This is a genomic window from Ideonella sp., from assembly GCF_041914305.1.
Lineage (GTDB): Bacteria > Pseudomonadota > Gammaproteobacteria > Burkholderiales > Burkholderiaceae_C > Ideonella.
Map to the genome: position 1 here is coordinate 173,642 of NZ_JAYSDQ010000013.1, position 20,690 is coordinate 194,331.

Below are 20,690 nucleotides of genomic sequence, written 5' to 3' on the forward strand. Positions count from 1 at the left end.
CCGCAACCGGCCTAAGATCGACGGCGGACCTTGTGTCCGCGCCCGGCGCGCTGCTGTCTGCGCCCGGGCGGCCACCGGAGACGCACGATGTCACGCCATGCGATCGCCCACGCCCTGATCGTTGTTGCCGCCTGCTTGGGGCTTGGCGGCTGTGCCCAGGTGGCCAAGGCGCCCCCCGCGCCGGTGGCCCCGCTGCTGCAAGACGAGGCTTTCACGCCCCCAGCGCAGCCGGTGCGCCCGGAGGACATCCTCGCGATGAGCCCGGCGATGGTGCACTACGTCGACGACGAGATCTCGCGCCGCCTGCGCCGCAGCGGCCGCCAGCAGGGCTTGATCGACGCGCTGTACGACCGCGACATGCTGCGACTCGAGTACGACTCGGCCACCACCCGCACCGCCAGCGAGGCGTTCGCCGCCCGCTCGGGCAACTGCCTGTCGCTGGTGATCATGACGGCGGCGCTCGCGCGCTACCTCGAACTGCCGGTGAGCTTCCAGTCGGTCGACGTGGAAGAAAGCTGGACCCGCGGCCAGGCGCTGCTGCTGGCCGCCGGCCACGTCAACCTGGTGCTGGGCCAACGGCCGCTGGACAAGGGCCGCGGCGTCTTCACCGACCCGCAGATGACGGTGGACTTCCTGCCGCCGCAAGACCTGCGCGGCCGCCGTGTCACCCCCATCACCGAAGCGCGCGTGCTGGCGATGTACCTGAACAACCGCGCCGCCGAGACCCTGGCCTCGGGTGACCTGAACCAGGCCTACGCCTGGGCCCGCGCCGCGTTGATCCAGGACCCCGGCTTCGTCAGCGCCCCCATCACGCTTGGCGTCATCTACCACCGGCGCGGCCTGCTGGCGCCGGCCGAGGCGGCGTTCCGCCATGCCTTGCGCGCCGAGCCGCAAAACACCCAGGCGTTGGCCGACCTGTCGTCGGTGCTGTTCAGCCAAGGCCGGGAGGCCGAAGCGAACGAGGTCAAGCAAACGCTGGCCCGGCTGGAAACCTACCCGCCGTTCCACTTCTTCGAACTCGGCAAGGCCGCCGTTCAGCGGGGCGACTACGAGGCCGGCCGCGCCTGGCTGCAGCGCGAGCTCGCGCGCGACCCCGACTACCACGAGGTGCACTTCTGGCTGGCGGTGGCCTACAGCGGCCTGGGCGACGCCAAGGACGCGCGCAAGCACCTGGCGAAGGCGCTGGCCAACAGCACCACCCGCGGCGAGCACGACCTGTACGCCGCCAAGCTCGATCGGCTACAGGCCCGCGCCACGCCGTAGCGCGACAAGCCAGCCGGCGCAGCGCCGAGCCAAAGAGGTTGGGCCGATCAGCACTGCTGACCGGCCCGACACTCGCTCCCTGAGCTCCTTTTCGTGATGGGGTTGTCGCGGCTCGGCCCTCCGCCGAACCGCTTTGCACACACCCTGCGCTTGCTCTACCCCTTAGAACGGATTCCCGACACCAAACCCGACATCGCCACAGAAAAATTTTTCGGTGCGAATCGGTCACGGCTTCCGGCAAGCGCGCATTGCCCCGCTCATCGCTGCCGGCTAGAGTCGATCGCTGGTGCGGCACCGCCGCGGCTGCCCAACCCAGGCATGACCCACGACATCACGTTGCTGCTACGCGATGCCGCTGACGGAAACCGTCAGGCGGCCGATCAGGTGGTCTCCCTGCTGTACGCAGACCTGCAGCGCCTGGCCCGCAGCCGGCTACGCCGCGCGGGCGACGTGACGATGCTGGACACCACCTCGCTGGTGCACGAGTCGTACCTGCGCCTGTTGCGCGGCGAGAGCCCCGAGTTCGCCGACCGGCGCCACTTTCTGGCCTATGCCGCCCAGGTGATGCGCAGCATCGTCGTCGACCTGCTCCGCTCGCGCCAGGCCGACCGCCGCGGCGGCGGGGCCTGGCACGTCACGCTCAGTACCGAGATCGGCGATTCGGCGGTGCGCCACGAAGACGAGGTGCTGCGCGTGCACGAAGCGCTGGACGAACTCGCCGGCAGCGACGCCCGCGTGGCGCAGGTCGTGCAAATGCGCTACTTCGGCGGGCTGTCGGAAGCCGAGATCGCCGACTGCCTGGGCGTCACCGAGCGCACCGTGCAGCGAGACTGGCAGAAGGCGCGGCTGTTCCTGTCGCTGGCACTGAAATAGCCCATGGCCCAGCCGGACCTCAGCGCCCCCCCGCCGGCCGAGCCGCGCAAGATCGACAAGTCGCGCTGGCCCGCCCTCAGCCCGCATCTGGACGAACTGCTCGAGCTGGGCCCCGCCGAGCGCGCCGCGCGCCTGGCCGCCTTGCGCGGGGCCGACCCGACGCTGGCCGATGACCTGCAGGCCCTGCTCGCCAGCCTCGATACGCTGGACCGCAACGCCTTTCTCGAAGCGCCCGCACTGCCACCACCCACCACGCTGGACGGCGAAACCATCGGCGCCTACACGATCGAGCGCGAGCTCGGCCAGGGCGGCATGGGCAGCGTCTGGCTGGCGCGCCGCACCGACGGCCGCTTCGAAGGCCAGGTGGCGATCAAGTTCCTGCACGCCGGCCTGGTGCCGCGCGCCGATGCCGAGCGCTTCGCGCGCGAAGGCCGCATCCTCGCGCGGCTGGCGCACCCGCACATTGCGCGCCTGATCGACGCCGGCGTGCACGCGACGGGCCGCCCCGGCGGCGCCCAGCCCTACCTGGTGCTCGAATACGTCGACGGCCTGCCGATCGACCAACACTGCGAGCACTACGGCCTGGGGCTGGCGGCCCGGCTGGCGCTCTTTCTCGACGTGCTGTCCGCCGTGGCCCATGCCCACACGCGGCTGATCCTGCACCGCGACATCAAGCCCAACAACATCCTCGTCACCGCGGCAGGCGACGTAAAGCTGCTGGACTTCGGCATCGCCAAGCTGATGCGCGACGCACAAGGCGACCCGACGACCGGTGCGCAGGTGGCGCCGGTCGCCGCCACCGAGCTGACCCAGCGCGCCGGGCGCGCCTTCACGGTGCAGTACGCCGCGCCCGAGCAGTTGCAGAACGGCGAGGTCACCACCGCCTCCGATGTCTACGCGCTGGGCGTGCTGCTGTATGTGCTGCTGGGCGGCAGCCACCCGACGGCCGCCGCCACCGCGCCCGCCGTCGACCAGATGCGCGCCACGCTCGAGCAGATGCCTCGGCGCCTGTCCGACACCGTCCTGCGCCGCGGCGGGCCAGACGCGCTGCGGCAAGCGCGCGCCCTGCGCGGCGACCTCGACACCATCGTCGCGAAAGCGCTGAAGAAGGCCCCCGCCGAGCGCTACCCGAATGCCCAGGCGCTGGCCGACGACCTGCGCCGCCACCTGGCCCACGAGCCGATCGCTGCCCGGCGAGACACCGCCGCCTACGTGCTGGCCAAGTTCGTGCGGCGCCATCGCGCCGGCGTGGCCGCGGGCGGGTTGGTGCTGCTGGCCGTCGTCGCCGGGGCGGGCATCGCGCTGTACGAAGCCCGCGAGGCGCGCCGCCAGCAGGTGCAGGCCGAGGGCCTGATCGAGTTCATGCTCGGCGACCTGCGCAAGAAGCTGCAGCCGGTCGGCCGGCTCGACGCGCTCGACGCCGTCGGCGGCCACGCGCTGGACTACTATGCCGCGCAAGACGCCGACCGGCTGGACGCCGAATCCCTCGGTCGCCGGGCCCGCGCGCTGCACCTGATCGGCGAGATCGCCGACGAGCGCGGCGACCTCGACGAAGCCAGCCGCGTCTTCCAGCAGGCCGCCGAGAGCACCGCCGCACTCGTGCAGCGCTACCCCGGCGACGGCCAGCGTTTGTTCGACCACTCGCAGAGCCTGTACTGGGTCGGCTTCGTCGCCCGCCAGCGGCGCCAGGTGGACGACGCCGAGCACGCCTTTCGCGGCTACCTCGATCTGGCCGACCAACTGGTGCGGCTCGACCCGGCGCGGCTGGACTGGCGCATCGAGCAAGCCTATGCCAGCCAGAACCTGGGCGTGCTGCAGCTCGAGCGTGCGCGCCCCGACCAGGCCTTGAAAGCCTTCACCGCGGCCCGCGACACCTTCCGCGCCGCGGTGCCGCAGCGCGCCGACCTGGTGTTCGACCAGGCCAACAGCGAGGGCTGGATCGGCAAGGCGCACGAGGCCCAAGGCCAGCTGGTGGCTGCGCTGGCGGCGCAGCGTGCCAAGCTGGCCAGCCTGCAGGCCTTGCCACAGGCCGACAGCGACCGCCACGCACAACGCCTGATGGCCAATGCGATGCATGAGCAAGGCCACCTGTTGCTGGCCCTGGGCGACACCAGCGCCGCGTTGACAGCGGCGGCCGACGCGTTGGCGCGGTTCGAAGCGCTGCTGGCCGTCGAGCCGAACAACATGGACTGGCAGACACAGGCCAATCTCGCCCGGCTGGGCTTGGCCGAGGCCGAATGGGCCCATGGCGACAAGAACGCGGCACGGCTGGCGCTGCAGCATGCCGAGGCCGACAGCGTCCGGCTGCTGGCCCAGCCGCAAACGCGCACCACCTGGCGCCTGGCCCAGCAAGGCCAGGCCCTGCGGCTGCGCTGGGCCTTTGGCGAGCCATGGCCCGTGCAGCGGGTGGCGCTCGAGGCCTACCTGGCGCAGGTCCGCCAGGCCGAGGCCCAGGGCCTGCTGCTGGACACCGACCTGAGCCTGCTCGCCGCCACGGCAGAGGTGGCCTGGGGCGACGTGCTGCTGGCCCAGGAAGGCCAGCCCGCGGCCCGCGTGGCCTGGCAGGCAGCCGCCACGCGGCTGGCCGCGCCGGCCGACAGCGGCAACGCCGCCGCCGCCACCCTGTTGGCCCAGGCGCTGTGGCGCCTGGGCAAGCACACCGACGCCCGCGCGCTCGCCGAGCGCGTGGCCAGCTCGGCGTACCGGCACCCCGATCTTGCCGATTTGCAAAGGCGGCTGGCGAGCGGCGCGGGCGCTGCCAGCGACAAACTTCAGTGAGGTAATCCCATGGCCACCGTCACCGTCAGTGTCAGCTCCACCGGCATCATCAGCTGCAGCCCCGATCCCGTGCCCGTCAGCGGCGCCAATGCCACGATCACGTTCAACCTGGCCACGTCCGGCTACGCCTTCCTGGCCAACAACACCGTCGTGGTGAGCAACCCGGCGAGCCAGTTCCCGTATCCCTCCTCGACCTCGTCGACCCACCTGGCCACGCTGTTCGACGCCAACACCGACAGCAACTCCTACAAGTACACCGTGCACCTGACGAACACGGCGGACAACTCGACGCTCAGCCTCGACCCGACGATTGAAAACGGCCGATGACGATTGTTGAGTGGGCAGCGGGCCTTTGAGACCGCTCCCCCACAGTTACGCGGTTGGCGAGGCACCGGCGCTGTGCTGGAATCCAGCGATTCACCAACGCCGCCGCTGGACTGTTCATGCGTACCCCTTTTTTTGATGGCCTGCTTCGGCGGGCCTTTGTTTCGCCCGCCGCCTGGCTGGCCCCGGCCCTGCTGGCTGCCGCGCTGCCCGTGGCCGCATCCCCGATCAACGAGCTGCCGGTGCTCAAGAGCAGCAACGGCCTGCTCGACGTGCTGGTCGTCGCCCGCGGCGAAAAGATCACCACGCTCGGCACCCTGAAGCCGATGGGCTGGGTCTACGACATCTGCCCCCGCCCCACCGATGGCAGCGACACCTGCCCGGCCAAGCCCGACGGCACCAACCTCTACGGCGGCACGCGGCTACAACTTCGGCCGGGCGACACGCTGAAGATGCGGCTGGTCAACAAGCTGCCCGAGGTGCTCGACTCCGAGCACGCCAGCGAGCCCGGCCACCACTTCCTGCGCGGCAACCCGACGAACCTGCACACCCACGGCCTGATCGTCTCGCCCCGCTTCCCGACCAAGGCCAACCCGACCTACGGCGACAACATCTTCGTGATGACGCTGAACCCGGACAACCTGCTGCCGGGCGACGACGACGTGGTGCATGGCGACGTCCGGCTCGGCTTCACCGAGTACGAGGTCAAGATCCCGAAGAGCCACCCGGCCGGCCTGTACTGGCTGCACGGCCACATCCACGGCCTGACGCTGAACCAGCTCAGCTCGGGCATGTCGGGCGTCATCACGATCGGCGACCCGAGCGACTACCTCTGCAAGAACGCCGCCTGCAGCGACTTCTTCAAGACCTTGCCGGTGCGCCACCTGCTGCTGAAGGACACGCAGGTCCTGAAGAGCAACAAGATCGTCACCGAGCAGTACCCGGTCTTCTGCAAGACCAAACGCGGCGTCGACGAAGAGCCGCGCGAGGGCCAGTGCGCCGGCCTGCACGGCATCCCCACCGGCGGCGGCAAGTGGTACTTCAGCGTCAACGGCCAGGGCTTCCCGCACATCCCGGTGCACCAGGGCAACGGCGAGATCTGGCGCATCACCACGGGCTCGGCCACCGTCACCTACGACCTGGGCCTGCGCGACGACGTGACCGGCCAGAACATGCTGGTGCAGGTGCTGTCGGTCGACGGCGTGGCGGTCGAGCCCGACGCCAACGCCAGCGCCGAAGAGATCCGCAGCATGAGCGGCGCCCGCATCACCACCGTCCCCTGCCCGGCCGACGTGCCCGGCAAGATGATCCACAAGCCGGTTTGCGCCACGCGGATCATGATGATGCCCAGCTCGCGCGTCGAGCTCTGGGTCGCGCACCGCGACGCCAAGGGCCACCTGGCCGCGGCCAGCCCGAATGCCAGCGCCACGCTGTACACCGCCGGCGTGCAGACCGGCCCGGCCGGCGACACCTGGCCCGAGGTCGACCTGGCGCGCATCACGTTCCGCGGCACGCCCGCGGCCAACGCCCCGCAGACCCTGGCGGTCACCGGCGACAGCCAGGCTGAGATGCGCGACCCGCGGCGCATCGGCGCCGAGCTGACCACGTCCAACGCGATGTTCAAGGCCGAGGCCGATTGCCTGCCGCTGGCCCCCGGCCACAAGCGCCGCATCTTCATGGGCTTCACGCCCGGCGGCTCGGTGGCCTTCGGCCTCGGCTACGAAGAGCTGGACGAAAACGACCAGCCGGTGCCCGGCACCTTCCTCGACATCGAGCCCTTCAACCAGGACCGCCCGACCGTCTGCGTGCCGCTCGGCCCGGGCAACACGCCGACCACCGAGCGCTGGGAGATCGTCAACATCGCGGCCGAGAACCACAACTTCCACGTCCACCAGGTGAAGTTCAGCCTGCTGTCGCGTGACCGTGTCGACGGCCACGTGGTCGAGCACCGCGGCGGCGTGCTGTACGACAACGTGCCGATCCCGCGTGCCGACGGCGACTGCGAATCGGTGGCCGACTGGCGCGCCGGCAAGTGCGTGGCACACCCGATGCTGGTGGAGATCCCGTTCACCGTGGCCGGCGACTTCGCCTACCACTGCCACATCGGCGAGCACAGCGATGAAGGCATGATGGCCCGCATCCGCATCCGGGCCAACAAGTGAACGCAAGCCGCCCCGTCAACGGGCACCCCGCCGCCTGCGCGGGGTGGGTGCTCGCCTTGGCTGCGCTGGCAGCGCCGGCCCGGGGCGAAGCCACCTTCCCCGACGTGCCGCGCATCCAGGCCGCCTACGAGGCCGCCTACCTGGCCAACCGCGGCAAGCCGCCCGGCGAGCACGCCGACGACCTGGTGATCCAGACCGCCCGCTGCCAGCCGCTCAAGACCAGCAGCACCGGCGCCGCCTGCCAGATCGACTTCGTTCGCCAGCGCGAGCCCGAAGGCCGGCTGTACTTCGACATCGTCACGCTCGAGCCCCGCGCCGAAGGCAGCTGGGCCCTGCTGTCGGGCCTGTGCATGACCAAGCCGGCCGACAAGCACGCCCAGGCGGCCCGCGGCACGCTGCGTTGACCACGGCGCGCCTGCATCCGCCGCTCGACGTGCGCGCTGTCGCCCACGACAGCGCCGACGCGGTGGCGCTGCAGGAGCAGTTGTCGGCGCACCTGCTGGCCCGCTATGGCAGTGACGGCAAGGCCGGGTTCGCCGACTTCCCGGGCGAAGGGTCGGTGTTCGCGGTGGCCTATGACGCAGCAGGCGCGCCGGTGGGCTGCGGCGCGCTGCGCCCGCTGGCGGGCGAGGCCGGCAGCGGCGAAATCAAGCGCATGCACGCCAGCCGGCCCGGCCAGGGCATCGGCGCGGCGGTGCTGGCGTTTCTCGAGCAACAGGCGCGCGCCCTGGGGTATCGGCGACTGCGGCTGTCGACCCGCTGGGCCAACGAGGGCGCGATCGGTTTCTACCGCGCCCAGGGCTTCGTGGTGGCCGAGGCCTATGGCAGCTACGCCACCCGCCCCGAGTGCGCCTGCATGCTCAAGGCGCTCGGCTGAATCAGCCGCACTGCCCGACGTAGCCGCAGGCGGTGCAGAAGTCGCAGCCGTCCTTGTGGATCAGCGTCGCGTTGCCACACTCCGGGCACGGCCGGCCGGCCAACACCGGCGCCGCCGTGACGCCATCGGCCTTCGGCGCCGGCGACTCCAGGATGCCCATCGCGTGCAGCGGGAAGCCCTCTTCGTCGAGCACCCCCAGCATCGCGTAGCGGTGGATGATCAGCCGCGCCACATAGGCCACCGTGCTGGGCCAGACCTGTTGCCGCCGCTGGCCCGGCACCGGCGCCATGAAGTGGCCCAGCGGCTCGCCCACGTTCAGCAGCTTGCGCAGCTTCATGCCGATCCACGCCGGGTCGATCACGCGCATGTCGAGCGACAGCAGGCGTGCCAGCCCGTCGAAGGCCTTGGGGTAGTTGCCTGAGAAGCCCAGCGCGCACGGCCGCGTGACGAAGCCACTGGGCGAGACCTGCGGATCGCTGGTCGCCAGGGCCACTTCCTTCAGGGTCAGCGTGAAGGCCTCGCCGGTGGCCGGGTTGTCCACGTCGACCGCCCAAGCCAGCGTGCCCGAGGTGCTGGTGCGCGGTTCGTCGCGGCTGAACATCGCGTCCAGCACCGGCGTCGGGCCACCATCGGACAGGGCACCGAGCTGCTCGCAACGCCAGCGGATCACGCTCGCGGTGGCCGCCACCACACCCGGGAACAGCCGCTTCTCGCCGCTCGGCGGGAACGGCATCTCGAACGAGCGCTCCTCGGCCACCGTGGCCAAGGCGTCGAGCTTGAGCTTCAGCCACTGCGGGTCGTTGGCCCGCATGTCCATCGACAAGGTCTTGGCCAGCGCGCCCAGCCCGCGCGGCTGCTCGGCACCGTTGACCCACACCTCGAACGGCAGCGTGGTGCCGAACAGCCCGGTGCCCGGCCCCGCTTCAGCCGGCAGCTCGCCGACAAAGAGCGAGAAGTCGCCGTGCGGGTGCTGGATCAGGTAGCTCCAGGCCGGGTTGCCGGCCTTCAGCTCGGGCCGGCCGGGCCAGCGCAGCGAGGTCAACACCGGGGCCGGCAGCTTGTCCAGCGTCAAGCGCTGGTTGGCATGGTCGGCCGACAAGGGCGCCGGCGCGACGGCCGGGGCCGGCGCATCGACGCTCAGCACCGAGCCCAGCACCGCATTCGGCCGGTAGGTGGCCAGGCCCTTCAGGCCCGAGCGCCAGGCCGTCAGGTACAGGCCCTGGAAGTCTTCATAGGGGTAGTCGGCCGGCACGTTGACCGTCTTGCTGATCGAGGTGTCGATGCAGGGCGCGACCGCCGCCACCATCAGCGCGTGCGCCTCGGCGCTCATCTCCAGCGCGGTGACGAAGGCGTTGGTCAACGGCGCGTCGTGGCCCTTCAGGTGGCGGTACAGGCGCCACGCATGGTCTTCGACCGCGTATTCCTTGAAGCTGCCGTCGGGCATGCGCTTCTTGCGGGTGTAGGTCCATGAGAATGGCGGCTCGATGCCGTTGCTCGCGTTGTCGGCAAAGGCCAGGCTGATGGTGCCGGTGGGCGCGATCGACAGCAGGTGCGAGTTGCGCAGGCCCACGGTGCGCACGCGCTCTTTCACCGCCACCGGCAGGCGCGACACGAAGTTGCTGAACCCGTCGGCGCCCAGGTCGCCGCGAGCGACGCCCGCCCCCCGTGGGGGATGGTCGTCCTTGGGGCGGCCCTGCGAGCGACCAGACAAATACAGATCCGCATTGAACAGCGGGAACGCGCCGCGCTCGACCGCCAGGTCGGCACTGGCCAGGTAGGCCGCGTCGCGCATCGCTTCGCTGATCCGGCGCGCCATCTCGCGCGCTTCGGCGGTGTCGTAGCGCAGGCCCAGCATGATCAGCGCGTCGCCCAGCCCGGTGAAGCCGAGCCCGATGCGGCGCTTGTTGCGCGCTTCTTCGGCCTGCTGCGGCAGCGGCCAGACGGTCACGTCGAGCACGTTGTCGAGCATGCGCACCGCCACCTTCACCACCTCGGCAAAACCGGCGTCGTCGAAATCGGCGCCCGGCTCGAACGGCGCGTTGACGAAATGCGTCAGGTCAATCGAGCCCAGGCAGCAGCAGCCGTACGACGGCAGCGGCTGCTCGCCGCAGGGGTTGGTGGCGGCGATCGATTCGCAGTAGCCGAGGTTGTTGTCGTTGTTGATGCGGTCCAGGAACAAGACACCCGGCTCGGCGTGGTCGTAGGTCGAGCGCATGATCTTGTCCCACAACCGCGCTGCAGGCAGCCGGCGGTAGACCCACAGGCCGTCGCCGCGCCGGTGGGCACCCGCCGCCTCTTGCGCCACCCCGGGCTCGGCGCGGTGCACCAGCTCGATCTCGCCGCCGTCGAGCACCGCCTTCATGAACTCGTCGGTCACGCCGACCGAGATGTTGAAGTTGCGCAGGTCACCTTCGTCCTTGGCCTGGATGAAGGTCTCGATGTCCGGGTGGTCGCAGCGCAACACCGCCATCTGGGCGCCGCGGCGCGAGCCGGCCGATTCGACCGTCTCGCACGAGCGGTCGAAGACCCGCATGTAGCTGACCGGCCCCGAGGCGCTGGACTGCGTCGAGCCGACCCAGGCGCCTTGCGGGCGGATGCGGGAGAAGTCGTAGCCCACGCCGCCGCCGCGGCGCATGGTCTCGGCCGCCTCGGTCAACGCGGTGTAGATGCCCGGAAAACCTTCTTCGACCTGGGCGATCGAGTCGCCCACCGGCTGCACAAAGCAGTTGATCAGCGTGGCGGTCAGTTCGGTGCCGGCGGCCGAGTTGATGCGCCCGGCCGGCACGAAGCCGCGGCGCTGCGCGTCGACGAAACGCTGCTCCCACAGCGCGCGCTGCTCGGGCGCCTCGACCGCGGCCAGCGCCCGCGCCACACGCAGGCGCACGTCGTCGACGGTTTTCTCGGTGCCCTTGGCGTATTTCTCGGCCAGCACCTCGGCGCTGATCGGCTGTGCCGGCAGCGGCGTGCGCGGGGCGGTGCGGGAGGAAGGGGCGGCGGCAGGGCGGCGAACGGAGCTCATGGGCGGTAGGGCAATCGACAACAGAATGGCTGTAAAAATCAACAGTGGCGATGATGCCCCAAGCGGGCATCGCCCGCCGGACCGTAAACCCGTGCATCGCCGTGGACTTTGGTGTTCGTCAATCGCGGCACAAAGTCCAGGCGGGGGCCATGCGATCGCCGCGCGGACGGGCACAATCTCGGCCTGTTTTTCTTTGCCGCGGGCCGCGCACCGGCCAGGCTCACCATTGCGCGCCATGACCGCCAACGACCACCCGACGCCCGATTCCGCAGCCCCGGCCACCGAGGCTGCCCCCGTCGGCGCGCCGGCCCCCGAGCCGACCACCGGCGGCCCGACCGTCGAGCCCACCACCGCAGCGAGCGCAGAGACCACGCCTGAGCTGGCAGCCGCCCCCGACGTGGCCGCCCCGGCCGGTCAACCCGCCGCGGCCGAGGCCGCCGCCCCGATGTCACCGGCGGCCTGCGCCGAGCGGCTGAAGGCCCTGTTCCCCGCGCTGTTCACCGGCCAGGCCAAGCCGATCAAGCTGCGCATCCAGGCCGACATCCAGGCCCGCGCGCCCGGGGTGTTCAGCAAGGCCGCGCTGTCGGGCTTCCTGCGCCGCTACACCGGCGGCACCGGCTACCTGATCGCGCTGACCCGCGCGCCGCACCGCGTCGACCTCGACGGCCAGCCAGCCGGCGAGATCGCCGCCGAGCACCGCCAGGCCGCGGCCGACGAGCTGGCCCGCCGGCGCCAGGTGCACGAAGGCCGCCGCCAGGCCGAGGAAGACCAGCGGCGCGAGCGCGCCCAGCTGCTGCGCGCGTTCCAGACCACCACCTTGACCAAGGACAACTTCTGCGCCCTCAAGGGCATGACGCCCGAGGCGCTGGATGCGGCGCTGGCCCAGGCCCGTGAAGAGGCCGAAGCGTATGCACGCGAACGGCCGCCGCTGCCGCACCCGGGTGGCCGGCCGGACCACCGCGGCGGCCCGCGCCAGGACCACCGCCCTGGTGGCCAGGACCGCCCCGGCCCCCGTGGCGACCAGCGCGGCGACCGCCGCCCCGGCGGCCCCCAGGGCCAGAACGCCGGGCCGAACCAGGGGCAACACCCCGGCCCCCGTGGCGGCGCCGGCGAGGCACGCCGCGACGGCCCGCCCCGCGGCGAGCGCGGCCCCCGGCCGCCGCGGCCGGCGCGCTGACGCCCCGCACCCGGCCCATCGCGCCAGGCCTCTGGCGCCTCCCTATTGACTTCGCGCCGCCCAGCCACTCCAGGCTCGGCGGCGCGATTGCCATTCATCCGCCGCGCGCGCAGTTCGTCGCGCCGGGCCGGCGGCTGGTCGCAACCGCGTGGCGGCTGCGCGCTGCGCTGCCTACAGTGCACTCCATCGACAACGCCACCCCCCGCAGGAGCCGCACATGACCACCGCCACCACCCCCCGTTTCGCCGCCCAACAAACCGCCGCCCGCCGCGTGGCCGCGGGCCTGGCCCTGGTGCTGACGCTGGGCTTGATGGCGGGCCTGGACCATGTCGCCGATCGCCAGTACGACGACGCGCTGATGGCCCAGGCCGACAACGCCCCGACGCAGGTGGTGGTGATCACCGCCAAGCGCCTGCAGGCCTGACCACCGGGCGCGTCGAGCACCGATTCAAAGGTTTCCGTTCCACTCCTCTTGGGCCCCTCGTGGGCCCTCTTTTTGGGCGAAAACATAACTCGTTAGATTAATGGCAATTTGATTTTGCTCAAGCCGGCTTTGGCCGTTCAACCGCCGCCGATCGGCGCTGCGTGCGCCTCGTGCCGCCGCGAGCGCCACTGGTCGCAAGGCACTCGCTGGCAGCGGCGGTGCTGCCTACAGTGGATCTGTCGCAACACCGATGCCGCCGCCCACCGCCACCCAGGAGCCTGCCATGACCACCCGCCCGACCACCGACTACCCAGCCACCGAAACCCGCACGCGCGCCACCGCATGGGGCCTGGCCGCACTGGTCACGTTGAGCTTGCTGGCCGGCATGGGCGGCGTGGCCGACCAGCAGTACGAGGCGGCCTGCGTCGCACAGAATTCGGCCGCTTCCGTGCAAGTCGCCGCACATCCGACCCTGTCGCACCCGACGGTTTGATCCAGGTGCTGGCGTCCCGCCGCGCACAGGTCTACAGTTTCATCAGCGGCGTCGCAAACCCGCGGTGCCGTTCGCGAAGGAGCCCATCATGCCCACGCTGAAGCAACGCTATGCCGACGCCCACCCCGTCTTGCGCGCCGTGGCCTTGGGCCTGGCCGCAGTGGTCACGCTGGGAGCCATCGGAGGGTTGGCCCACCTGGCCGACGAGCACTACTCGGAGGCTTTGGTCGCGCAAGACCTGGCCAAGCCGGCTGATAACTATGTGCTGGTGACCGCACCACCCCTGCGTTGAGTGCGCGGTTGCACGCTGGCCAAACCCGAGCGTGCAATCCGTCGCTCAAGCAAGAAGGGCCCATGAGGGCCCTTTTGTCTTCTTGATCGTGCAGCGGTTCACGGCCGCCCTGACCCAGCACCCCGGGGCATCCCGTGGGTCGCCGGTTCTGCAAGCTGGCATTCAGCTTCACGATCCTAGTCTCCACAACTTCAGCAGTACCCGCCCCGCCCAGGGCACCGCCGCCATGACGCCACACCGCTTTTTCATCCGTTGTGCCGGCTTCGCCGCCGCGCTGGCCCTGTTCACCGGTGTGGCCGCTGCGGCGCCTCTGCGCATCGGCTTCATCTGCCCGCTCAGCGGCGGCTCGGGCGACTTCGGCAACAGCGCCCGGCTGGGGGCCGAGCTGGCGGTGAAAGAGATCAACGAGGTCGGCGGCTACATGGGCCGCCCACTGGAGCTCGTGGCCCGCGACGACAAAGCCACGCCCGACGAAGGCCGGCGCGTGGCCGAAGACCTGGTGTTGAACGAAAAGGTGGCGTTCACCGTCGGCTTTTGCAACACCGGGGTCGCGCTGAAATCGCTCGAGGTGTTCCAGGCCCATCAGCACGTGCTGATGGTGCCGGTCGCCACCGGCTCGGCCTTGACCGCCGCCTACCCGGCGGCCGACAGCTATGTGTTCCGGCTCTCACCACGCGACACGCTGCAGGCCGACTTCCTGGTGCGCGAGGTCACGCAGCGGCGTGGCCTGAAGCGCATCGCGCTGTTCGCCGACCGCACCGGCTACGGCGAAGGCGGGCTGACCGACCTGAAGCACTTTCTCGCCGCGCAAGGCCTGCAACCGGTGCAGGTCAGCCGCTTCGACCTGGGCGTCACCTCGCTCGACGCCGAGGTCAAGGCGGCGCAAGCCGCTGGCGCCGAGGCGATCATCGCCTACAGCGTCGGGCCCGAACTGGCCACGCTGGCCCGCGCGCGCCAGGCGGCGCGTTTCAACGGCCCGCTGCTGGGCCCGTGGCCGATGTCGTTCAAGACGGTGTGGGACAAGTCCGGCGGCGCGGCCGAAGGCGCGATGATGGTTCAGTCGATCGTGCCGGACTTGTCGAACGAACGCCGGATGTCGTTCATCGCCCGGCTGAAACGCCACGCCGGCGACGCGCCGATCGCCTCGCTGATGGCCGCCGCGCAGACTTACGACGCGGTGCACCTGATGCTGCGCGCGGTGTTCCAGAGCCATGGCGACACGCGTGGCCCGGCGCTGAAAGACGCGCTCGAACACCTGGAGCAACCCTACGCCGGTGTCGTGACCACCCACGACCGGCCGTTCAGCCTGCAGGACCACGACGCCTTCACGATGAACATGATCTGGCTCGCCGTCTGGCGCAACGGCGCGCTGCAGTTCGTCTATGCCGACGACGCGAAACGGGCAAGCGTGATGCGGCGCAAAGACGGCAAGTAGCGCCGCGCCACGCCGGCCCGCCGCGGCCGCGCCCCCTCTCGGAGGGTGACGGTGGGTGCGCCTTCTTCAGCCGCGCCCGACGAACGGCATGCCCGTGGCCAGGATGGTCGTGAACAGCACGTTGGCCGACAGCGGCAGCCCGGCCATGTGTACCACCGTGTCGGCCACGTGCCGCACATCCATGCGCGCCTCGCTGCGCACGCTGCCGTCAGCCTGCGCCATGCCGCGGGCCATCGCGGTGGTCATGTCGGTGGCGGCGTTGCCGATGTCGATCTGGCCGACGGCGATGTCGAACGCGCGGCCGTCGAGCGCGCAGGACTTGGTCAGCCCGCTCATCGCGTGCTTGGTCGCCGTGTAGGCCACCGAATTCGGCCGCGGCGTGTGGGCCGAGATCGAGCCGTTGTTGATGATGCGGCCACCGCGCGGCGTTTGCGCCTTCATCAGGCGAAACGCCTCGCGGGTGCACAGGAACGCGCCGGTCAGGTTGGTGTCGACCGCGCTGCGCCAGGCGTCCACCGGCAGCTCGTCGATCGGCACGCCGGCGGTGAAGACGCCGGCGTTGTTGAACAGCAGGTCGAGCCGGCCGTGGCGCTGGCGGATCTGCTCGAACAGCGCCGCCACCGCATCGGCATCGCCCACGTCGGCCGGCGCGGCCCAGGCCCGGTCGGCGGCCTCGCCTGACTCGGCGATTGCCGCGGCCAGCGGCTCGGCCCGGCGACCGCTGAACACCACCGTCCACCCAGCCTGCAGCAAGGCCAGCGCGCAGGCCTTGCCGATGCCGCTGCCGGCGCCGGTGACCAGGGCGATGCGGGTGGACGGGGCGGTGGCGTGAACGGTGGGCATGGGCGATGGCTCCGGCGGTCGAAATTTGGGCGGCCAGTCTGCCACGCCCGACACCGCCCGCCGCGTTACCTCCGCCGCATTACCCCCGCCACGTCACCGCTCGCGCCGCGGCACGGCGTTTCGCGCCGGCGTGCCCCCGTTCGTCGCAGCGCGCTCGCGCGGCGGGGCGCCGGCGCCGAGCATCCAGCCCATGCCCACTCCCATCGAAAGGCCCGCCATGCCCCCCCGCTTCTCGCTGCCGCTGCTGCCTGCCACCCTGTTGGCCGCCGCACTGGCCGGCCCCGCCTGCGCCGCCACCTTGACGATCGAGGTTCAACAGGTGGCCACAGCCCAGGGCAACCTGATGGTCGCGATCTACGACCAGGCCGACCAATGGCTGAAGACGCCGCTGCGTGGCCTGCGCCAGGCCGCCGTGGCCGGCACGATGACGCTGCAAGTGCCCGACATGCCCGAGGGCGACTACGCGGTCTCGCTGTTCCTCGACCGCAACGGCAACGGCAAGCTCGACACCAACCCGCTGGGCATGCCGACCGAGCCCTATGCCTTCTCGAACGACGCCGCCGGTGCCTACGGCCCGCCGCGCTACGAGCAGGCCCGCTTCAGTGTGCAAGGCGACACGCGCGCCGTGATCCACCTGCCCTGAGCCCAACCAAGCCACTGGAGCCCCGCATGAAACGCCGCCACTTCCTCGGCGCCAGCGCCGCCGCGCTGGCCAGCCCGTTCGCCGCGCCCGCCCTCGCCGCCGGCACCGCCTGGCAGCGGCCCGCCGCCTATGGCGACCACGCGGCGTTACAGCCGCTGCGTGGCCTGCAGGGGCAAGACCTGGCCTGCGACAGCGCCAGCATCGAGGGCCGCCTGCCCAACGACCTGCGCGGCACGCTGTACCGCAACGGCCCGGCCCTGTTCGAGCGCGCCGGCCGGCGCTACGACCGTTGGTTCGATGGCGACGGCCTCGTCCAGGCCTGGCGCTTCGACGGCGGTGGCCGCGTGTCGCACCGCGGCCGCTTCGTGCAGACGGCCAAGTTCCAGGCCGAGCAGGCGGCCGGCGAGTTCCTGCTGCCGGCCTTCGGCACCGCGATCGCGGCCCGGCGGCCGGTGCGTGGGCCCGACGACCTCAACGTGGCCAACACCAGCGTGCTGCCGCTGCCCGACCGCCTGCTGGCGCTGTGGGAGGGTGGCTCGGCCTACGCGCTGGACCGCGACACGCTGGCCACGCGCGGCCTGGTGCGTTGGTCCGACGAGCTGGCTGGCATGCCGTTCTCGGCCCACCCGAAGGTCGAGCCCGACGGCACGGTCTGGAACTTCGGCACCGGCATGGGCAAGATGGTGCTGTACCAGCTGTCCTCGGCCGGCGAACTGAAGCGCCACGCGGTGTTCGACATGCCGCCCTGCGCGATGGTGCACGACTTCGTTGTCACCCAGCGCTACCTCGCCTTCCTGCTGCCGCCGCTGACGTTGGACATGGACGCGGTGCGCGCTGGCGGCAGCTTCGCTGGCTCGATGCGCTGGCAGGCGCCGGGCCAGTCGCAGGCGACGCGCGTGCTGGTGATCGACAAGGCCGACTTCGAGCGCCGCCGCGTCTTCGAGACGCCGGCCGAGATGGTCTTCCACTTCGCCAACGCCTGGGACGACGGCGACCTGCTGACGCTGGACTATGTGCGCTCGCCCGAAGCGCCGGTGGGCGAGCAGCGGCTGCGCAGCATCGTGCATGGTGACTTCCGCGGCAGCCCGAGCTCGCAGCCCGCGCTGCTGCGCCTGAACCTGCGCAACGGGCAGCAGCGGTCGGACCTGGGCCGCGACGCGCTCGAATTCCCGCGCGTCGACCCGCGCGTGGTCGGCCGCCGCCACCGGGTCGTCTTCTACCCGGCCGCGCTGTCACCCGGCCACGAGCAGCGCTTTGGCCACGACGCGGTGCTGCGGCTGGACCGCGAAATCGGCCAGCGCGACGCGTTCATCTTCGGCCCCGACGCGGTGGTCGAAGAGCATGTGTTCGTGCCCAAGCCCGGCAGCACCCGCGAGGGCGAAGGCTGGCTGGTCGGCGCCGGCTACGACCTGCGCTGGCGCACCAGCTTCGCCAGCGTGTTCGACGCCGAGCACCTGAGCGACGGGCCGCTGGCGGTGGCGCGGCTGCCCTATGCGGTGCCGCACGCGTTCCACGGCCAGTTCGCGGCGGCTTGATGCCTAAAACTCCACGACGGTGCGGATCGACTCGCCGCGCTCCATCAGCTCGAAGCCTTCGTTGATGCGCTCCAGCGGCAGCTTGTGGGTGATCAGGTCGTCGATGTTGAGCTTGCCGTCCATGTACCAGTCGACGATCTTCGGCACGTCGGTGCGGCCACGCGCGCCGCCGAAGGCCGAGCCCTCCCAGTGGCGGCCGGTGACCAGCTGGAACGGCCGGGTCGAGATCTCGGCCCCGGCCGCCGCCACGCCGATGATGATCGAGCGGCCCCAGCCCTTGTGCGTACATTCCAGCGCCTGGCGCATCACCTGGGTGTTGCCGATGCACTCGAAGCTGTAGTCGGCGCCGCCGTCGGTCAGCTGCACGATCGCGTCGACGATGTTCGGCACGTCCTTCGGGTTGATGAAGTGCGTCATGCCGAAGCGGCGCGCCATCGCCTCGCGCGCCGGGTTGATGTCGACGCCGATGATCTTGTCGGCGCCGACCATCTTGGCGCCCTGGATCACGTTCAGCCCGATGCCGCCGAGGCCGAACACCACCACGTTGGCGCCGGCCTCGACCTTGGCGGTGAACAGCACCGCACCGACACCGGTGGTGACGCCGCAGCCGATGTAGCAGACCTTGTCGAAGGGCGCGTCGGGCCGGATCTTGGCCAGCGCGATGCCGGGCACCACGATGTGGTTGGCAAAGGTCGAGGTGCCCATGTAGTGCAGGATCGGCTGGCCGTTGAGCGAAAAGCGGCTCGAACCGTCGGGCATCAGACCCCGCCCTTGCGTCGCGCGGATCGCCTGGCACAGGTTGGTCTTGCGCGACAGGCAGAACTTGCACTGCCGACACTCGGGTGTGTAGAGCGGGATCACGTGGTCACCCGGCTTCAGCCAGGTCACACCGGCGCCGACCTCCAGCACCACGCCCGCGCCCTCGTGGCCGAGGATGGCCGGGAACAGGCCTTCGGGGTCGGCACCGCTGAGCGTGTAGTGGTCGGTGTGGCAGATGCCGGTGGCCTTGACCTCGACCAGCACCTCGCCGTCGCGCGGGCCTTGCAGGTCGACTTCTTCGATCGTCAGCGGGGCACCGGCCTTCCAGGCCACGGCAGCACGGGTTTTCATCGACAGCTCCTCTTGATTTGTTCAGACATTGGCGAATCGGCCGGCGCATTCTCGGCCGAAGCCGGCGCCGAACGGCCGGGCGCCGACAATGCCCCCATGCCCTTCGCCTCGCTCGGTCTCTCCGCTTCGCTGCAGCACGCGCTGTTCGCCCAAGGCCACCAGCAGCCCACCCCGGTGCAGGCGGCGGCGATCCCGCCGATGCTGGCCGGGCGCGACCTGCTGGTGCAGGCGCGCACCGGCTCGGGCAAGACCATCGCCTTCGCGCTGCCGCTGCTGCAGCAATGGCAGAACGGCACCGCGCGCGCACCGCGCCCGGTCGAGGGCCTGGTGCTGGTGCCCACGCGCGAGCTGGCGCTGCAGGTGGGCGACACGCTGCGCGAGCTGGCGCACGAGCTGCCGGGGCTGATCAAGATCGCGGTCGTCTTCGGCGGCGTCTCGATCAACCCGCAGATGATGGCCCTGCGCGGCGGCGCCGACATCGTCGTCGCCACACCCGGCCGGCTGCTCGACCTGGTGCGGCAGAACGCGCTGAAGCTCAACACCGTGCGCACCTTGGTGCTCGACGAGGCCGATCGCCTGCTTGCGCTGGGTTTTGCCGATGAGCTGGCTGAAGTGCTGGCGCTGTTGCCGAAGAAACGCCAGACGGTGCTGTGCTCGGCCACCTTGCCGCCGCCGGTCAAGGCGCTGGCCACCACCTGGCTGCGCGAGCCGGAAGACATCCGCGTGGCGACCGCGCTCGCGGCGCGGGCCGACATCCGCCAGCGCGCCATGGTCGTCGACGAAGCGCGCCGCACCGCGCTGCTGAAACACCTGGTGCAGGCCGCGGGCGACGACCGCGTGCTGGTCTTCGTCGCCACGCAGTACGCCACCGAACACGTGGCCGACAAGCTGCGGCGCGGCGGCCTGCAGGCCGAGGCCTTCCACGGCGACCTGAGCCAGGGCGCACGCGTGCGCGTGCTGGACGACTTCAAGGCCGGGCGCGTGCAGGTGCTGGTGGCCACCGACATGGCCGCCCGCGGCCTGCACATCGACGCGCTGCCGATGGTCGTCAACTACGACCTGCCGCGCGCCGCCGACGACTACACCCACCGCATCGGCCGCACCGGCCGCGCCGGCGGCCAGGGCGACGCGATCAGCTTCATCACCCCCACGGCCGAGGCGCACTTTCGCCTGATCGAAAAGCGCCAGGGCCAGCGGGTGCCGCGTGAGACGCTGCCGGGCTTCGAGCCTACCGCGCCGGCTGTGCCGCCCGAGCAAGGCGCGGGCACCGGCTTGGACCCGAACGGCGGCGTCAAGGGCCACCGCAAGAGCAAGAAAGACAAGCTGCGCGAGGCCGCTGCCCAAGCCGCCAAGGCCCACACCCAACCGCCCGCCACACCCGCCGCGACAGCGGCGGCCCGCAAGACCCGCAAGCCCTGAAGGGGCGCCTGCCGCGCCCCGTG

Annotated in this window: 18 protein-coding genes; 15 read left to right on the top strand and 3 right to left on the bottom strand. The window is 71.1% G+C overall.

Translation table 11 applies throughout. The annotated features are described in order from the left end of the window. The first annotated feature begins 87 nt into the window (after window positions 1–87). From ACE3SG_RS17915 to ACE3SG_RS17945, 7 genes are all read left to right on the top strand, one after another. The gene (locus ACE3SG_RS17915) at window positions 88–1,263 is read left to right on the top strand and encodes a tetratricopeptide repeat protein (protein ID WP_374567289.1); all 1,176 of its coding nucleotides are present in this window, start codon (window positions 88–90) and stop codon (window positions 1,261–1,263) included. Between the two features lie 318 nt (window positions 1,264–1,581). Then, a complete protein-coding gene (locus ACE3SG_RS17920) occupies window positions 1,582–2,136 on the top strand; it encodes an ECF-type sigma factor (RefSeq protein WP_374567291.1) in 555 nt (184 codons plus the stop codon). A 3-nt stretch (window positions 2,137–2,139) separates the two neighbouring features. Continuing rightward, on the top strand, window positions 2,140–4,914 hold the full coding sequence (locus ACE3SG_RS17925) for a protein kinase (protein ID WP_374567293.1): 2,775 nt from the start codon (window positions 2,140–2,142) through the stop codon (window positions 4,912–4,914). Between the two features lie 9 nt (window positions 4,915–4,923). Then, window positions 4,924–5,241 carry a hypothetical protein gene (locus ACE3SG_RS17930; RefSeq protein ID WP_374567295.1) on the top strand — a complete coding sequence of 106 codons (318 nt, stop codon included), beginning with the start codon at window positions 4,924–4,926 and terminating at the stop codon, window positions 5,239–5,241. Between the two features lie 116 nt (window positions 5,242–5,357). After that, entirely contained in the window at window positions 5,358–7,400 is a 2,043-nt protein-coding gene (locus ACE3SG_RS17935) for a multicopper oxidase family protein (RefSeq protein ID WP_374567297.1), read from the top strand. Further along, window positions 7,397–7,804, top strand: a complete 408-nt coding sequence (locus ACE3SG_RS17940) for a hypothetical protein (RefSeq protein WP_374567299.1) — start codon at window positions 7,397–7,399, stop codon at window positions 7,802–7,804. The genes ACE3SG_RS17935 and ACE3SG_RS17940 overlap by 4 nt, the downstream gene beginning before the upstream one ends. After that, window positions 7,801–8,277, top strand: a complete 477-nt coding sequence (locus ACE3SG_RS17945) for a GNAT family N-acetyltransferase (protein ID WP_374567301.1) — start codon at window positions 7,801–7,803, stop codon at window positions 8,275–8,277. The genes ACE3SG_RS17940 and ACE3SG_RS17945 overlap by 4 nt, the downstream gene beginning before the upstream one ends. A gap of 1 nt (window position 8,278) precedes the next feature. Here ACE3SG_RS17945 and ACE3SG_RS17950 read toward each other — a convergent pair whose 3' ends face one another. Continuing rightward, the gene (locus tag ACE3SG_RS17950; RefSeq protein ID WP_374567303.1) at window positions 8,279–11,296 is read right to left on the bottom strand and encodes an adenosylcobalamin-dependent ribonucleoside-diphosphate reductase; all 3,018 of its coding nucleotides are present in this window, start codon (window positions 11,294–11,296) and stop codon (window positions 8,279–8,281) included. A 235-nt stretch (window positions 11,297–11,531) separates the two neighbouring features. Between ACE3SG_RS17950 and ACE3SG_RS17955 the strand changes: the two genes are divergently transcribed. From ACE3SG_RS17955 to ACE3SG_RS17975, 5 genes are all read left to right on the top strand, one after another. Further along, window positions 11,532–12,473, top strand: a complete 942-nt coding sequence (locus ACE3SG_RS17955; protein WP_374567305.1) for a ProQ/FINO family protein — start codon at window positions 11,532–11,534, stop codon at window positions 12,471–12,473. Window positions 12,474–12,690: 217 nt separating this feature from the next. Then, window positions 12,691–12,897: a hypothetical protein gene (locus tag ACE3SG_RS17960; protein WP_374567307.1), complete on the top strand. Its 207-nt coding sequence runs from the start codon at window positions 12,691–12,693 to the stop codon at window positions 12,895–12,897. Window positions 12,898–13,180: 283 nt separating this feature from the next. Then, entirely contained in the window at window positions 13,181–13,390 is a 210-nt protein-coding gene (locus tag ACE3SG_RS17965) for a hypothetical protein (protein ID WP_374567309.1), read from the top strand. Between the two features lie 88 nt (window positions 13,391–13,478). Continuing rightward, a complete protein-coding gene (locus ACE3SG_RS17970; RefSeq protein WP_374567311.1) occupies window positions 13,479–13,682 on the top strand; it encodes a hypothetical protein in 204 nt (67 codons plus the stop codon). 226 nt (window positions 13,683–13,908) lie between these two features. Then, window positions 13,909–15,117 carry an ABC transporter substrate-binding protein gene (locus ACE3SG_RS17975; RefSeq protein WP_374567313.1) on the top strand — a complete coding sequence of 403 codons (1,209 nt, stop codon included), beginning with the start codon at window positions 13,909–13,911 and terminating at the stop codon, window positions 15,115–15,117. Window positions 15,118–15,183: 66 nt separating this feature from the next. Here the strand turns inward: ACE3SG_RS17975 and ACE3SG_RS17980 are convergent, their stop codons facing one another. Next, window positions 15,184–15,960, bottom strand: a complete 777-nt coding sequence (locus ACE3SG_RS17980; RefSeq protein ID WP_374567315.1) for an SDR family oxidoreductase — start codon at window positions 15,958–15,960, stop codon at window positions 15,184–15,186. A gap of 217 nt (window positions 15,961–16,177) precedes the next feature. Between ACE3SG_RS17980 and ACE3SG_RS17985 the strand changes: the two genes are divergently transcribed. Beyond that, window positions 16,178–16,603 (top strand): DUF2141 domain-containing protein, encoded by a 426-nt coding sequence (locus tag ACE3SG_RS17985; protein ID WP_374567317.1) that lies wholly within the window; start codon window positions 16,178–16,180, stop codon window positions 16,601–16,603. Between the two features lie 26 nt (window positions 16,604–16,629). Continuing rightward, window positions 16,630–18,138: a carotenoid oxygenase family protein gene (locus ACE3SG_RS17990; protein WP_374567318.1), complete on the top strand. Its 1,509-nt coding sequence runs from the start codon at window positions 16,630–16,632 to the stop codon at window positions 18,136–18,138. A 3-nt stretch (window positions 18,139–18,141) separates the two neighbouring features. Here ACE3SG_RS17990 and ACE3SG_RS17995 read toward each other — a convergent pair whose 3' ends face one another. Further along, window positions 18,142–19,248: an S-(hydroxymethyl)glutathione dehydrogenase/class III alcohol dehydrogenase gene (locus ACE3SG_RS17995; RefSeq protein ID WP_374567320.1), complete on the bottom strand. Its 1,107-nt coding sequence runs from the start codon at window positions 19,246–19,248 to the stop codon at window positions 18,142–18,144. Between the two features lie 96 nt (window positions 19,249–19,344). Here ACE3SG_RS17995 and ACE3SG_RS18000 point away from each other — a divergent pair, with 96 nt between their 5' ends. Continuing rightward, window positions 19,345–20,667 carry a DEAD/DEAH box helicase gene (locus ACE3SG_RS18000; protein WP_374567322.1) on the top strand — a complete coding sequence of 441 codons (1,323 nt, stop codon included), beginning with the start codon at window positions 19,345–19,347 and terminating at the stop codon, window positions 20,665–20,667. Window positions 20,668–20,690 lie beyond the last annotated feature (23 nt).

What these genes read in the sequence shown, in the direction of transcription:
- ACE3SG_RS17985 (WP_374567317.1), top strand. Translation starts at nt 16,178, where the DNA reads ATGCCCCCCCGCTTCTCGCTGCCGCTGCTGCCTGCCACCCTGTTGGCC.
- ACE3SG_RS17915 (WP_374567289.1), top strand. Translation starts at nt 88, where the DNA reads ATGTCACGCCATGCGATCGCCCACGCCCTGATCGTTGTTGCCGCCTGC.
- ACE3SG_RS17925 (WP_374567293.1), top strand. Translation starts at nt 2,140, where the DNA reads ATGGCCCAGCCGGACCTCAGCGCCCCCCCGCCGGCCGAGCCGCGCAAG.
- ACE3SG_RS17950 (WP_374567303.1), bottom strand. Translation starts at nt 11,296, where the DNA reads ATGAGCTCCGTTCGCCGCCCTGCCGCCGCCCCTTCCTCCCGCACCGCC.
- ACE3SG_RS17955 (WP_374567305.1), top strand. Translation starts at nt 11,532, where the DNA reads ATGACCGCCAACGACCACCCGACGCCCGATTCCGCAGCCCCGGCCACC.
- ACE3SG_RS17930 (WP_374567295.1), top strand. Translation starts at nt 4,924, where the DNA reads ATGGCCACCGTCACCGTCAGTGTCAGCTCCACCGGCATCATCAGCTGC.
- ACE3SG_RS17995 (WP_374567320.1), bottom strand. Translation starts at nt 19,248, where the DNA reads ATGAAAACCCGTGCTGCCGTGGCCTGGAAGGCCGGTGCCCCGCTGACG.
- ACE3SG_RS17980 (WP_374567315.1), bottom strand. Translation starts at nt 15,960, where the DNA reads ATGCCCACCGTTCACGCCACCGCCCCGTCCACCCGCATCGCCCTGGTC.
- ACE3SG_RS17970 (WP_374567311.1), top strand. Translation starts at nt 13,479, where the DNA reads ATGCCCACGCTGAAGCAACGCTATGCCGACGCCCACCCCGTCTTGCGC.
- ACE3SG_RS17990 (WP_374567318.1), top strand. Translation starts at nt 16,630, where the DNA reads ATGAAACGCCGCCACTTCCTCGGCGCCAGCGCCGCCGCGCTGGCCAGC.
- ACE3SG_RS17975 (WP_374567313.1), top strand. Translation starts at nt 13,909, where the DNA reads ATGACGCCACACCGCTTTTTCATCCGTTGTGCCGGCTTCGCCGCCGCG.
- ACE3SG_RS17920 (WP_374567291.1), top strand. Translation starts at nt 1,582, where the DNA reads ATGACCCACGACATCACGTTGCTGCTACGCGATGCCGCTGACGGAAAC.
- ACE3SG_RS18000 (WP_374567322.1), top strand. Translation starts at nt 19,345, where the DNA reads ATGCCCTTCGCCTCGCTCGGTCTCTCCGCTTCGCTGCAGCACGCGCTG.
- ACE3SG_RS17935 (WP_374567297.1), top strand. Translation starts at nt 5,358, where the DNA reads ATGCGTACCCCTTTTTTTGATGGCCTGCTTCGGCGGGCCTTTGTTTCG.
- ACE3SG_RS17965 (WP_374567309.1), top strand. Translation starts at nt 13,181, where the DNA reads ATGACCACCCGCCCGACCACCGACTACCCAGCCACCGAAACCCGCACG.
- ACE3SG_RS17960 (WP_374567307.1), top strand. Translation starts at nt 12,691, where the DNA reads ATGACCACCGCCACCACCCCCCGTTTCGCCGCCCAACAAACCGCCGCC.